This window comes from Variovorax ureilyticus (assembly GCF_050632185.1).
In the GTDB taxonomy this organism is placed as follows: Bacteria; Pseudomonadota; Gammaproteobacteria; order Burkholderiales; family Burkholderiaceae_C; genus Variovorax; species Variovorax ureilyticus_A.
In genome coordinates this window covers 904,208-916,775 of sequence record NZ_CP192579.1, presented here as the reverse complement: position 1 = coordinate 916,775, position 12,568 = coordinate 904,208, and the positions used below count along the sequence as shown (strand labels likewise).

Annotated in this window: 11 protein-coding genes and 1 pseudogene; 2 read left to right on the top strand and 10 right to left on the bottom strand. The window is 68.7% G+C overall.

From position 1 onward, the window contains the following. Positions 1-113: 113 nt before the first annotated feature. Positions 114-961: pseudogene (locus ACQ858_RS04420) on the bottom strand (aldo/keto reductase). Between the two features lie 134 nt (positions 962-1,095). Between ACQ858_RS04420 and ACQ858_RS04415 the strand changes: the two are divergent. After that, positions 1,096-1,773: an alpha/beta hydrolase family protein gene (locus ACQ858_RS04415; protein WP_431275584.1), complete on the top strand. Its 678-nt coding sequence runs from the start codon at positions 1,096-1,098 to the stop codon at positions 1,771-1,773. Here ACQ858_RS04415 and ACQ858_RS04410 read toward each other — a convergent pair. The 5 genes from ACQ858_RS04410 to ACQ858_RS04390 are packed head-to-tail and all read right to left on the bottom strand — an operon-like array spanning position 1,770 to position 7,174. Then, positions 1,770-3,407: an MFS transporter gene (locus ACQ858_RS04410; protein ID WP_431275583.1), complete on the bottom strand. Its 1,638-nt coding sequence runs from the start codon at positions 3,405-3,407 to the stop codon at positions 1,770-1,772. The two genes, ACQ858_RS04415 and ACQ858_RS04410, sit on opposite strands and share 4 nt — an antisense overlap. Continuing rightward, positions 3,397-3,798, bottom strand: coding sequence for a DoxX family protein (locus ACQ858_RS04405; RefSeq protein ID WP_431275582.1), 402 nt, complete (start codon positions 3,796-3,798; stop codon positions 3,397-3,399). Before ACQ858_RS04405 ends, ACQ858_RS04410 begins: the two co-directional genes overlap by 11 nt. Positions 3,799-3,808: 10 nt before the next feature. Beyond that, the gene (locus ACQ858_RS04400; protein ID WP_431275581.1) at positions 3,809-5,698 is read right to left on the bottom strand and encodes an amidohydrolase; all 1,890 of its coding nucleotides are present in this window, start codon (positions 5,696-5,698) and stop codon (positions 3,809-3,811) included. 25 nt (positions 5,699-5,723) lie between these two features. Next, positions 5,724-6,401, bottom strand: coding sequence for a hydrolase (locus tag ACQ858_RS04395; RefSeq protein WP_431275580.1), 678 nt, complete (start codon positions 6,399-6,401; stop codon positions 5,724-5,726). Between the two features lie 53 nt (positions 6,402-6,454). Beyond that, positions 6,455-7,174, bottom strand: a complete 720-nt coding sequence (locus tag ACQ858_RS04390) for a pirin family protein (RefSeq protein ID WP_431275579.1) — start codon at positions 7,172-7,174, stop codon at positions 6,455-6,457. A 161-nt stretch (positions 7,175-7,335) separates the two neighbouring features. Between ACQ858_RS04390 and ACQ858_RS04385 the strand changes: the two genes are divergently transcribed. Then, complete coding sequence (locus tag ACQ858_RS04385; RefSeq protein ID WP_431275578.1) at positions 7,336-8,238, top strand: LysR substrate-binding domain-containing protein; 903 nt, start codon at positions 7,336-7,338, stop codon at positions 8,236-8,238. Positions 8,239-8,262: 24 nt separating this feature from the next. Here ACQ858_RS04385 and ACQ858_RS04380 read toward each other — a convergent pair whose 3' ends face one another. From ACQ858_RS04380 to ACQ858_RS04365, 4 genes are read right to left on the bottom strand one after another with little or no spacing between them, the layout of a single operon-like run. Further along, positions 8,263-9,477, bottom strand: a complete 1,215-nt coding sequence (locus tag ACQ858_RS04380; RefSeq protein ID WP_431275577.1) for a PP2C family protein-serine/threonine phosphatase — start codon at positions 9,475-9,477, stop codon at positions 8,263-8,265. A 2-nt stretch (positions 9,478-9,479) separates the two neighbouring features. Continuing rightward, the gene (locus ACQ858_RS04375; RefSeq protein ID WP_431275576.1) at positions 9,480-9,974 is read right to left on the bottom strand and encodes a Rab family GTPase; all 495 of its coding nucleotides are present in this window, start codon (positions 9,972-9,974) and stop codon (positions 9,480-9,482) included. Between the two features lie 15 nt (positions 9,975-9,989). Then, a complete protein-coding gene (locus ACQ858_RS04370; RefSeq protein ID WP_431275575.1) occupies positions 9,990-11,849 on the bottom strand; it encodes an OmpA family protein in 1,860 nt (619 codons plus the stop codon). A gap of 58 nt (positions 11,850-11,907) precedes the next feature. Then, positions 11,908-12,531, bottom strand: coding sequence for a hypothetical protein (locus ACQ858_RS04365; protein ID WP_431275574.1), 624 nt, complete (start codon positions 12,529-12,531; stop codon positions 11,908-11,910). Positions 12,532-12,568: the final 37 nt, after the last annotated feature.

Below are 12,568 nucleotides of genomic sequence, written 5' to 3'. Positions count from 1 at the left end.
CCCAGGCTTGCTCACTGCGTGTAGCCGCCAACCCCCTGCCGGGGGCAACACCGGTGGCCCGGCAAAGCCGGTTCCACGGTGTTTCGCGAAGGGGCCTGGCTGCGCCGGCCACGTCAGATCATCGCCAAGGGTTTCTTGCGCCTCGGCGGTGGATGCAGGCGGTCGATCTCGGCAAGCGTTTCAGCACTCAGTTGCAGGTCGGCCGCCGCGAGGTTTTCGCGCAGATGGCTTTCGCGCACGGCCTTCGGAATCGCAACGACACCGGGCCGGGAAAGGACCCAGGCCAATGCCAGCTGCGCCGTGGTGATGTCCAGCTTCTGCGCGAGCCGACCCAGCGCCGGATCGGCGGCCAGCGCACCCTGGTCGATCGGGCTGTAGGCCATCAACGGCATGCCGCGTTCGCGCTGCCAAGGAAGCAGGCTGAACTCCGGGCCGCGCTCGCCGACCGAGAAGTAGACCTGGTTGGCCGCGCAGCCGCCATCCACCGCCTCCAGCTCTTCCATGTCGTCGACATCGAAATTGCTGACGCCCCAATGGCGGATGCGGCCATCGGCGACGAGTGCGCGCATCGCATCGCAAGTTTCGGCGAGCGGATGGTCGCCGCGCCAGTGCAGCAGGTACAGGTCGATGTGATCGAGCCCCAGCCGTAAAAGAGTGCGTGCGCAGGCCGACGGTGTTCCGCGCCGGCTCGCGTTGTGCGGATAGACCTTGCTGACGACGAAGAGCTCCTCGCGCTTCACGTCACCGGCGCGCAGCGCCTCGGCCACGGCCTGTCCGACGACCTCCTCGGCCCCGCCCTCGCCGTACATCTCGGCGGTGTCGATGAGCCGGTAGCCCATCTCGATCGCGGCGCGCACCGCGGCCACTTCGGTCGCACGGCGCCCGGACGATTCGCCCATGTGCCGGTGCCGAGGCCGAGCGCGGGCATTGCACCGCCACCCGGGATTTCCAGACTTCGCATGCAGGCTCCTCTCTTCGTGTCTCGCCGGCAGGTCGAACCAGCGCGGCCGGGACACGATTTTCGCCTCGTCCGGATCGGCGAAGCAGTGCGGCGACATGATCGGGCGGGCGATCGGATGTAGAGTGCCCGGCGACATGCAAAAGCTCACGATCCAGGTCAGCGACGACACCACCGTCTCGGGCATCCTCCAGCGCCCGGACGATCCCGTGGCCTGCTACGTGTTCGCGCACGGCGCGGGCGCGGGCATGGAGCACGCCTTCATGACGGCGGTGGCCGACGGGCTCGCCGAACGCCGCATCGCCACCTTGCGCTACCAGTTCCCGTACATGGAGCGCGGCAGCAAGCGGCCGGACACGCCGCCGGTGGCGCATGCCGCGGTCCGCGCGGCGGTCGCCTGCGCGGCGCGCGAATTCGGGTCGCTCATGCTGCTGGCGGGCGGCAAGTCCTTCGGCGCGCGCATGACCTCTCAGGCGCAGGCGACCGAGCCGCTGCCGCGAGTCGCGGGGCTGGTGTTCCTCGGCTTTCCGCTGCATCCGGCCGGCACGCCCTCGACCTCGCGCGCGGACCACCTGTCGAAGGTCCGGATTCCGATGCTTTTCGTGCAGGGCACAGAGGACAAGCTCGCCGAGCTGGACAGGCTGCGCCCGATCGTCGCAGCACTCGGCACGCGCGCCACGCTGCTGACCATCGAGCACGCGGACCACTCCTTCCACGTGCCGAAGCGTTCCGGGCGCGACGACGAGGCGGTGCTGAAGGAAGTGCTGGACGATGTGATGCGATGGACCGAGGCACTTCGCGGCGCGTCACGCTAGGTGGCCTGTGCCGCGTTCTGATCGAGCGCCAGGAAGTGATGCGCCACCGGCCGTTCAGGCCCGATGTGGAAGCGCAGCACCTCGGCCTGCAGGTCGGCGTCGGCCTTGGAGACGCGCCCGTGCTGGCGCATGTGCTCGGCCCAGGACTCGACCAGGAACCACTCGATGACGCGCTCCGGCTCGCCGGTGTGCTCGGCGACGCCCCAGGCGTAGGCACCGTCCCGACGGCGCTCCAGCGACAGGCGCTGCATCGCCACGAGAAAGGCCGGCAGATCGCTCTTGCGCACGCGGTATTCGATCTGCACCATCACCGGCCCGCGGTCGTTGGCGACCGGCTCGGTCAGCATCGGCTCCGGCCAGTGGTTGGAGGGCTGCAGATCGGCCTCGCCCGAAGGCAGCTTCGCGCGATGGAAAACCAGCGCCACCACCACGAGTCCCCCCGCGCCGACAAGCAGCGCGCCGGCGATGCCCACGGGCTGCGCCACCAGGCCCCAACCGAGGCTGCCGGCCGCCATCGCGCCGTTGAACACCGTGAGGTAGATCGCCAGTCCGCGCCCGCGCACCCAGTTGGGCAGCACCGCCTGCGCCACACCGTTGAGGGTGGTGAGCGCGATGATCCAGCCCACGCCGAGCACCACCATCAGCACCACCGCCGTCCATTGCGGGGGTGCGACGGCCAGCGCCGCCATCACCGCCGCGGTGAGCAGCGAAGCGACGAGCACCAGCCCGTCCGCATCGAGCCACTGGCGCAGCTTCGGCAGCAGCACCGCGCCGAGGATCGCGCCGCCCCCCACCGCGCCCAACAGCACGCCGTAGAAGCCCGCACCGCCGCGGAGCATGCCGCGCGCGACCAGCGGCAGCAGCGCCCACACCGAACTCGCGAACAGGAAGAACACCGCCGCGCGCAGCAGCACCCGGTGCAGTTCGCGGCTGGCGCGCGCATACCGCAGCCCGGCGCGGAAGGCGCCGAAGAACTGCTCGTCGAGCCCCTTCGATTCGGCCGGCGGGCGGGGCCACCACAGCAGCGCCGCGATGACGACCACATAGCTCAACACGTCCACCCCGTAGACCAGGGCGGCACTGAACGCCGCGAGAAGCAGGCCGCCGGTCGCGGGACCGATGGCGCGCGCGATGTTGATGCCCAGCGAGTTGAGCGCCACCGCGCTCTTGAGGTCGCCGCGCGGCACCAGTTCCGGCACGATGGACTGCCAGGTCGGCCCCATCAGCGCCGCGCCGATGCCGCCCACGAAGGTGAGCGCGATGAGCGCTTCCACCGTCAGCGTGTGGGTGCGCGCCATGACCAGCAGCGCCGTGCTCACCAGCGCGAGGAGGATCTGCACGCCGATCAGGAAGCGCCGCCGGTCCAGGATGTCCGACAGCACGCCGGCGGGAATCGCGAGCAGGAAGATCGGCAAGCTTGCGGCCGTCTGCACCAGCGCGACCGCCGCGGGGCTGGTGGACAGCTCCGTCACCATCCAGGCGCTCGCGACATCGCGCATGAAGCTGCCGATGTTGCCGATGACGGTCGCGGCCCACAACACCGCGAACACCGGCAGCCGAAGCGGCGCGAAGCTGCCGCCGCCGGTCGAAGGCGATGCGGGCGCAGCCGCAGCACGAGGCGATTCATCCGCCATGAAAACCTCCCAGGTCGATCCAGGCGATCAGCAGCAGGCCGCCGACCAGACCCCAATGTTCGAAGAACGCATTGGCCTTGTGCTGCCGCTGCACCTTCGGCCCCCGCCAGAAGCGGTCGGCCAGAAAACCCGCGAGCATGGTGAAGCCGGCCAGCGCAAGCGCCCCGAGCCAGCGATACCAGCCCGTCAGCACCAGTGCCGACGCGCCGATCTGAAGCACGATGGTCGCGGCAGTGATCGGGACGGCCGGCGCGAGGCCAAGCTGCCTCACCTCGGACACTGCGCCGGCGAAGTCGCGCACCTTGTCGAAACCTCCCTGCAGGTAGGCCGCGCACAGGCACAGCAGCGCCAGCCAATGCAGCCACGGCGACGTGAAAGCGGCATGCAGCATCGCCGGCCTCTCAAACCGCCCAGCAGGCGCAGCCGAGCGCGCCCCAGAAGCCCTTGAGATCGGAGACCGGCAGCTTGCTCGTCCATGCGGTCGCGTGCTGGTGGCCGTGCACGTTGCAGCTGCTCGCGCAGCCGCACGCGGCCGCCGCCTGGCGCATCACCTTCTGCAGCGGCGCGCCCTCGCGCTCACCCCAGGCGCCGTAGCCGCCGTAGCGCCGCACCGGCGACCAGTCGGGCATCGCGGGCGGTAGCGGCGCATCGTCGAACGCGGCGAAGGACCCCGCGCCGTAGACCACGCGACCACCGACGATGGTGAGCAGTGATGTCGTGTCCGCGATCTCCGATTCCGCGCACGCGAAGAAGTCGCGATCGGGGACGATCAGGTCCGCCATCTGACCCGCCTGGATTCGGCCCTTCTTCCCTTCCTCGTTGGAGAACCAGGTGACCTTCTCGGTCCACATGCGCAGCGCCGTCTCGCGGTCGATCAGGTTGCGCTGCGGCGTGATCTTCATGCCGCCGACCGTCTTGCCGGTCACCAGCCAGGAGAGCGACACCCACGGGTTGTACGAAGCCACGCGCGTCGCATCGGTGCCCGCAGACACTTTCACGCCCATCTCCAGCATGCGCTTGACGGGCGGTGTCGCCTCGGCCGCGCCGGGACCGTAGCGGTCGACGAAGTATTCGCCCTGGTAGGCCATGCGGTGCTGCACTGCCACCCCGCCGCCCAGCGCCGCGACGCGCTCGATGGATTTCTCGGAAATGGTCTCCGCGTGGTCGAAGAACCAGTTCAGGCCCGCGAGCGGCGTGTCGCGATCGACCTTCTCGAACACGTCCAGCGCGCGCGTGATCGTCTCGTCATAGGTCGCATGCATGCGCCAGGGCCAGCGGTTCTGCGCGAGGATTCGCACCACCTCTTCCAGGTCGCCTTCCATCTCCGGCCCCATCTCGGGCCGCGGCTGGCGAAAGTCCTCGAAGTCGGCGGCGGAGAACACCAGCATCTCGCCCGCGCCGTTGTGGCGGAAGTAGTCGGTGCCCTGCTTGTACTGCGAGCTCGCGGTCCACTTCAGGAAGTCGTCCTTCTCCTGCTTGGGCTTCTGCGTGAAGAGGTTGTAGGCCAGGCGGATCGTGAGCTGGTTCGCATCGGCCAGCTCCTGGATCACCGCATAGTCTTCCGGGTAGTTCTGGAAGCCGCCCCCGGCATCGATCGCGCCGGTCACGCCGAGGCGGTTGAGCTCGCGCATGAAGTGCCGCGTCGAGTTGACCTGGTACTCATGCGGCAGCTTCGGGCCCTTGGCGAGGGTAGCGTAGAGGATCGCAGCGTTCGGCTTGGCGAGCAGCAAGCCCGTGGGTTGCCCCGACGCATCGCGCACGATCTCGCCGCCGGGCGGCGCGGGCGTGTCCCGGGTGTAGCCCACGGCGCGCAACGCCGCGCCGTTGAGCAGCGCGCGGTCGTACAGGTGCAGGATGAATACCGGCGTGTCCGGCGCGACGGCATTGAGCTCCTCGATGGTCGGCAGCCGCTTCTCGACGAACTGGTGTTCGGTGAAGCCGCCCACCACGCGCACCCATTGCGGCGCGGGCGTGATGGCCACCTGCTGCCCGAGCATCGCCATCGCATCGGCAAGGCTGCGCACGCCGTCCCAGCGCAGTTCCAGGTTGAAGTTGAGCCCGCCGCGGATGATGTGCAGGTGGTTGTCGATCAGGCCCGGCAGCACGCTGCGGCCGCCGAGATCGATGCGCCGCGTCTGCGGCCCGGCGAGCGCCAGGACATCGCGGTCGCCGCCCACCTGGATGAATCGCCCCTCGGCGATGGCCACCGCGCTCGCCGTGGGGTTGGCGCGGTCCAGCGTGGTAAAGCGGCCGTTGTGAAGAATCAGGTCCGGGGTGCCGGGCTGTGTCATGCGTTTGCTCTCGTGGTCTGCCGGATCAACCTTCGTGCGCGCCGAACATGGTCTTGGCGTAATTGATGCCGATGCCGTAGGCGCCGCCGACCTTCTTCGCAATGCCGGTCGTCAGGTCGTAGGTCTCGGCGCGGGCCCAGTCGCGCTGAAGTTCCAGCAAGTATTGCAGCGAAGTCATCGGGCGCGCGCCGGCCTGCACCATGCGCTCCATCGCGCGGTTGTGCGCTTCGGCAGAGACATCGCCGCAAGCGTCGGCGATCACGTAGACCTCGAAGCCCTGGTCCAGTGCCGAGAGCGCCGGACCGACGATGCACACGCTGGTCCACAGGCCCGCCAGCACGATGCGCGGCTTGCCGATCTCGTTGATGCGCCGGATCACGGCTTCGTCCTCCCACGTGTTCATCGAGGTGCGGTCGAGCAGCGCCTGTCCGGGGAACGGCGCGGTGACTTCCTCGAACATCGGGCCGCTGAAGCTCTTCTCGGCGACCGTCGTGAGCACGGTCGAGACACCGAAGCCGGCCGCCGCGCTCGCCACGAGGCTCGCGTTGTTGCGCAAGGTGACCGCGTCGATCGAATGCGTGGCGAAGGCCATCTGCGACTGGAAGTCGATCATCACGAGCGTGTGGTCCTGCGGATTGAGCAGCGTCGCGCCGGGAGCGGCTTTGGCGACGGCGACGGTCTTGGCGGCGGTTGCGTTGGTCATCATGAATCTCCTCGTTGAGTCGGGTGGTTGAGAGGGGTTGGGCAAAAGACGGATCAGAGTGCAGGGAGCTCGCGCGGCCGCAGGTCGAAGACCAGCACCTCAGCCCGATCGCCCTTGTCGAAGCGCAGGGCGCCGGCGTTGCGGATGCGCGCGCCGTCGCCTTCGGAGAGTCGCTCGCCATTCACTTCGAGGCTGCCGCGTGCCACGTGCACGTAGACATGGCGGTCCGGGCCGACATCGAGCTTGGCGGATTCACTGCCGTCGAACAGGCCCGCATGCACACGCGCGTCCTGCCGCACCGCGAGCGATCCATCGGCGCCGTCGGGCGAGATGATCAGGCGCAGGCGGCCGCGCTTCTCGGCGTCGTCGAAGCGCTTCTGCTGGTAGCGCGGCTCGGCGCCGCGTTCGCTCGGCACGATCCAGATCTGCAGGAAGTGCACCGGCTCGTCCTCGGAATGGTTGAACTCGCTGTGTTGCACGCCGGTGCCGGCGCTCATCATCTGCACGTCGCCGGGACGGATGACCGAGCCGGTGCCCATCGAATCCTTGTGCGCCAGGGCGCCTTCCAGGACGTACGAAAAGATCTCCATGTCACGATGGCCATGGGTGCCGAAGCCCTGCGACGGCGCGACCCGGTCGTCATTGATCACCAGCAGGTCCGAGAAGCCGATCTGCTGCGGATCGCGGTAGTGGCCGAACGAGAAGGTGTGGCGGGAGTTCAGCCAGCCGTGGTTGGCGTGGCCCCGGTGGCTGGCTTTGCGGACTTCGATCATGTTGCTTCTCCTTGCAGGATTCGATGGAATTCACGCTGGTGGATGTGGAAGAGAAAGCTCTTTTCCTGCAACCACTTAGGCGTTGCGATGGACGAAGTATCGAAGCCCGGAAGCGGCTTCATGTTGAAAGGTTTCGGCGCTCATCATCGATAATTTCGACGATGCTGAAACTCACTCTCGAAGCCATCGAACTGGTGGATGCAATTGCCCGCCACGGCTCCTTCGCGGGCGCGTCCGAGCGCTTGCACAAGGTGCCTTCGACCATCTCCTATGCGGTCGCCAAGCTCGAGGAGCACCTTGGGCTGGCGCTCTTCACCCGCAACGGGCCGCGCGTCACGCTCACGCCCGCCGGCGAGGAACTGATCAAGGAGGGCCGCTGGCTGCTCGCTGCGGCGCGGCAACTCGAATCGCGCATGCGGCAGATCGCCACCGGCTTCGAGACCGAGCTGCGGCTGGTGCACGACTCGCTGATCCCCACCTCCGCATTGAACGAGGACGTCCGCGCCTTCGAGGACCTGGATTGCGGCACGCGGCTGCGCATCGGCTGCGAGGCGCTCACCGCCACCTGGGAGGCGCTGCGCGAAGGCCGCGCCGACATCGTGATCGCGGCAGGCGAAGGACCCGCGGGCGGCGGCTACAAGGCGGTACCGGTGGGCACGCTCGATTTCGTCTTCTGCGTGACGGCCACGCACCCGCTGGCACGCCTGCAACGCCCGCTCACGCGCGGCGACCTGCTGGAACACACGGCCATCGTGGTCGGCGACGGCGCGCGTTCGCTGACCGACCGCACCGTGGGCCTGCAGTCGGGCCAGCGCCGCATCACGGTGCCCTCGATGCAGGCCAAGATCGCCTGCCGGGCCGCAGGCCTCGGCCATGGCTTCGTGCCCCGGGCCTGCGTGCGCGTGGAGCTGGAGACCGGCATCCTGGTGGAACTCCAGGTCGATGAGCCGCGCCCGCCCGAGACCTTCTGGCTCGGCTGGCGCACCGAGCACATGGGGGAGGCGCTCAAGTGGTGGCGCCACCGGCTCGACCGGCCGCTGCTGCCGGGCATCCTGCCGTACTGAGCGCGTCGCGGCGGCACGTCCGGCTCACAGCGCCATGCGGATGATCGTGAAGTCGTCATCCAGCGCGCCCGGCCCGTGCGCCTCGCGCGCCAGTTCCAGCAGCGCGTCGAGCTCGGAATGCCCCTCGGCCACCGGCCGCGCGAGGAGATCGCTCATCGCCGAGAACGGCTGCATCGAGCCGTCGGGCCGGGTGATCTCATAGGTGCCGTCGCTGAAGACGAAGAGCCGCGCGGGCGATCGCAGCGTACAGGCTTCCTCCTGGTAGCGCGCCGCCGGCATGATGCCGATGCACGGGCCGCCGGCCGGCAGCGAGTGGCCTTCGCAGGCGCAGCCCGCCGGCCCGTTCACCAGCAGCGCCGGCGGATGGCCGGCCGAGGCGTAGCGAAGCTGCCCGCTCGCCCGGTGGTAGACGCCGTACCAGACCGTCGAGAACAGCTCCCCGTGGCGCTCCATCTGGTAGGCCCGGTTGAGCGCCGCGAGCACTTCACCGGGATGATGGAAATCGGTGCGCGAGAGCGCCTCCGAGCGCAGCGTGTTCGCCACCGCCACCGCCAGCAGCGACGAGCCCACGCCATGCCCGCACACATCGACCAGGTAGATCGCGAAATGCTCGTCGTCCACCCAGTGGTAGCCGAAGGAATCGCCGCCGAGCTCGGTCGAGGGCACGAAGCGCCAGTCCACGTCCAGCGGCGCGGACAAGGGCTCCGGCAGCGTGGCGCGCACGTAGCGCTCGGCGTCGCGCAGCTCGTGCTGGAGCCGGTCGTGCGTCGCCTGCAGCGCCTCGCGCGATGCCGCGAGATCGCGATGCGCGCGCGTCAGCTCGTCGTTGGCCGCTTCGAGCTGCGCGATGAGCCGTGCCTCGCGCTGGCTCAGCAGCGTCATGTCGTAGGCCTTCTGCTGCACGAGGCGGGCTTCCTCCCACTCCGCCGTCACGTCGAGAAGCAGCACCCAGACCCGGTCGTCGTCGGCAAAGAAATGGACGTCCGCGACGCGGCCGCTGGGCATCGCAAGCGAGCGGATCAGAAACGGCGTCTCCACGAGCGGCAGCAGTCCCTCGATGAACGGCAGCTGGTCGGAAGCCGGACTGCCGGCCTGCAGCCCGTCCAGCCCATAGTGCGCCAGATGGCCGCCGGACTGCACGAGGTTCTGCGCCTCGTCGATGACCAGATGCGCGAGCACGCGCTGCCCTTCGAGCAGTTGCAGCAGCGAATCCGCGACGCGGGTCGGCAGGTCGAGCATGGCTATCGCGCGAGGCGGGCCGCGAGTTCCTGGAAGGCTTCTTCGACGCCGATGCCGGTCTTCGCGCTGGTGCGGCGGAAGGTCCAGCCTTCGGCCTCCAGCGCCTCGATGCGCGCGGGCGAAAGGGCCCAGTCTTCCTGCAGGTCGGACTTGTTGAGCAGCACGAAGAACGGCACCTGACCCAACTCCGCGACGATGCGCCGCTGGATCGACTCGGCGGTGTCCAGTGTCTCGGGCCGCGTGCCGTCGACCACGAGCAGGTAGCCGGCCGCGCCGCGCAGGTAGGTCACCCGCACTGCGGCGACCTCGTCCTCGCCCGCGATGTCCCAGAGGATCAGCGCCATTTCCTCGGCGCCGACGGTCACCATCTTCTTGTCGATCTTCACGCCGACGGTGGTGAGGTAGGTGTCCGAGAAGATGGTGTCGACGTAGCGCCGCACCAGGCTGGTCTTGCCGACGCCGAAGGCGCCGAGCAGGCAGATTTTCTTTTGCAGCATGGGCGCCTGGGTCTCCTAGTCTCCGGTGCTCACGCCGAACGACACGCGACGGTTCATCGAGAGCTCGTCCTCGCTCGCGCCGGGGCTCAGCGGCTCCAGCGGGCCGGCGCCGCGCACGAAGAGCACCGTCGGGTCCACGCCGCGCGCGCGCATCATGGAGCGCACGACCTCCGCACGGCCAACGCTGAGCGCAAGGTTGGACATGTCCCTGCCGGTGGCATCGGCGTGGCCGACGATCGTCACCTTCACCGGGAAGCCATGGTCGCGCGCCACCTGCACCAGCTCGCGCATCTGCGCGGCGATCTCGTCGATCTTGCCTTCCTGCCCCGCAGCGGGCCGCGGCACGCTGAAGTCGAAGTGGATGAGCTGGGCCTGGATGGCATCGCGCAGGCGCACGTAGTCGGGGTCCTGCACATCCTTGACCGCGCTGAGGTCCACCTTGGGCGCACCCGCGGGCATGCTCAGCAGGTAGGCGCGGGCCTTGTCGAGCCAGCGCTGCGAGGCACTGCCGGTGACGCGGATGCTGCCCGCCTCCTGCACCATGCCGATGGTCTCCGGCGGGTCGAGGGTCGCCTGCAGGCGCTTGAGCACCAGCGCCGGATGCAAGGCCTGGTAGGGCTCCCATCGGCCGGTGACGTGCGAGGGGTCCAGCTTGCTCGGCAGCAGGGTTTCGGGCACCACCGCCAGCGGATCGCGCAGGCCCGACACCACCCACTTGCCGTCGCGCCGCTCGAAGCCGGTGACGACGATGCCGGGCTGGTCCTGCAGCGCACCGACGTAGGCATTGACGCGGGTGCGCTCGATGAGGCGTTCGCCGACCCACCAGCCCAGCGCAGCCAGCAGCGCCAGCGGAATGAGCCACATGAACGGCGAGAGCTTGCGGTGCGCGTCGGCGGTCTGCGAGAGCAGGCATGGCCGCAGGCGCGATTCGACTTCCTCGAAGGGCGCGGTGTCGCCGTTGAATTCCTCCAGCGGCAGATGCCAATGGTCGTGGATCTGCCCGAGCGCTTCGCCCAGGCGCGTGCGCACCATCGGCGGAGGACTGCCGTGGATCACGGCGGCGAGGAACGCCGACGGGCCTTCCTCGCACCACAGCAGCAGGTCGCCCAGCCGCAGGCTGTCGACGCTGCGGCTGGCCGTGTCGCCGGCGCCGGACTCCTCGAAGGAATCGCGCACGAAGTCCTGGATCGCGGACAGCATCGCCGAGACCAGTTGGGGATCGCGCGTGGTCGCGTCATCGCGCGCCACATGCGCGATCAAGAGGCCGGTCTTGCGATGGATCAGGAACAGGTGCTCGACACGGAATTCCGCCGTGTGCTTGAGCACCACGTCGGCGAAGCTGCTGCCGGTACGCCACGCCTCGATGCGCCACTTGAGCCCGCGCCACGACAGGCTGTGCTTGAACGCGAGATTGAGTGACTGGAAAGTACCTTCGAGCGTCTCGGCAATGGCCTTGCGGATGGCCGGCCCCATGACCGGATACAGGATGTCGACCATCGTTCGCGGGTTCTTCTGGATCGACGCCTGCGTGGCGCGCTCCATCGCGGGCGCGATGGAGTGGCCGAGCCGTTCGTCCCGCACCGCCACCGAGAAGGCTTCGGGCAGCACCGCGCCGATCGCGTCGGCGAATTCCTGAGGGTCGTCGACCTTGCGCTGCAAGCGCGCGAGCGTGACCTGTTCGCGCTCGAACAGCATGTCGCGCATCGCATCCAGCCGCGGATCGGCCTGGAGGCGGCTCGGGATCTCCGCCGCCACCGTCGGATCGACGCAGCGCGCCAACTCCAGCAGCAACCCGGCGAGCCGTTTGCTCGGGTCCTCCTCGTTGGCGGCGTCGCCGGGCGCGCGCGTCGCGACCGGCGACAGGCGGGCGTTCACCCTGCCCTCTCGCCGGCCGTGATGGCGCCCGATCGCACAGAGCGGCTCGCCCGCCCTTTCAGCCGCTCTGGCCGCCGTTGACGCCCTTCGGCGCTACGTCCTGATTGAGGCATTTGGCAATCTCCACAAACAGGCCGGCGAGCAGGTTGCGATCGGTCTTGACGTTGCTGAGCTCGGCGAACATGCGCTCCGTGGTCGCGCGCATGTCGTCCTGCCGGCGCCGCATCTCGTCGCGCAAGGCCTGCACCTCGTGGTTCAGTCGCTCGGTGAAATCACGCTCCTGCCGCGCAAGCTGATCGGAGACCTGCGCGAGCCGCTTCTCCAGGGCCTGCGTGTGGTCGCGCAGGCTGCGCTCGAGCTCCTTGTCGGCATCGGCACGCAAGTCCTTTTCCTCGCGGAACTGGCCGGCGACCGATTCGAGCTGCTTCTTGATGGTGCTTTCGAGGCCACCCAGGCTGCGCGAGGACTCCGACTCGAGGTCGCGCAATTTCAGCTGGAAGCGTTCCTCCATGACGGAGAAGCGCTTGTCGTAGTCCTGCATCTGGTTGCCGAACAGCAGTTCGCGCATCTTGTCGACACCGGAGGTGTCGGCAGAGCCGTTGCCACGGGTTGCCAGTGCCGCCTGCGCTGCCAGCGCGGCTTGAGGATCAATGCTTGGTACGGGCTTGGCTGTAGTTCCCATCGACGTATCTCCTCGGTTGTGTATTGAACGGATCGAA

Coding starts and splice junctions, on each gene's coding strand:
- ACQ858_RS04390 (WP_431275579.1), bottom strand. CDS start 7,174: ATGATCGAAGTCCGCAAAGCCAGCCACCGGGGCCACGCCAACCACGGC.
- ACQ858_RS04400 (WP_431275581.1), bottom strand. CDS start 5,698: ATGACACAGCCCGGCACCCCGGACCTGATTCTTCACAACGGCCGCTTT.
- ACQ858_RS04380 (WP_431275577.1), bottom strand. CDS start 9,477: ATGCTCGACCTGCCGACCCGCGTCGCGGATTCGCTGCTGCAACTGCTC.
- ACQ858_RS04405 (WP_431275582.1), bottom strand. CDS start 3,798: ATGCTGCATGCCGCTTTCACGTCGCCGTGGCTGCATTGGCTGGCGCTG.
- ACQ858_RS04365 (WP_431275574.1), bottom strand. CDS start 12,531: ATGGGAACTACAGCCAAGCCCGTACCAAGCATTGATCCTCAAGCCGCG.
- ACQ858_RS04410 (WP_431275583.1), bottom strand. CDS start 3,407: ATGGCGGATGAATCGCCTCGTGCTGCGGCTGCGCCCGCATCGCCTTCG.
- ACQ858_RS04415 (WP_431275584.1), top strand. CDS start 1,096: ATGCAAAAGCTCACGATCCAGGTCAGCGACGACACCACCGTCTCGGGC.
- ACQ858_RS04385 (WP_431275578.1), top strand. CDS start 7,336: ATGCTGAAACTCACTCTCGAAGCCATCGAACTGGTGGATGCAATTGCC.
- ACQ858_RS04395 (WP_431275580.1), bottom strand. CDS start 6,401: ATGACCAACGCAACCGCCGCCAAGACCGTCGCCGTCGCCAAAGCCGCT.
- ACQ858_RS04375 (WP_431275576.1), bottom strand. CDS start 9,974: ATGCTGCAAAAGAAAATCTGCCTGCTCGGCGCCTTCGGCGTCGGCAAG.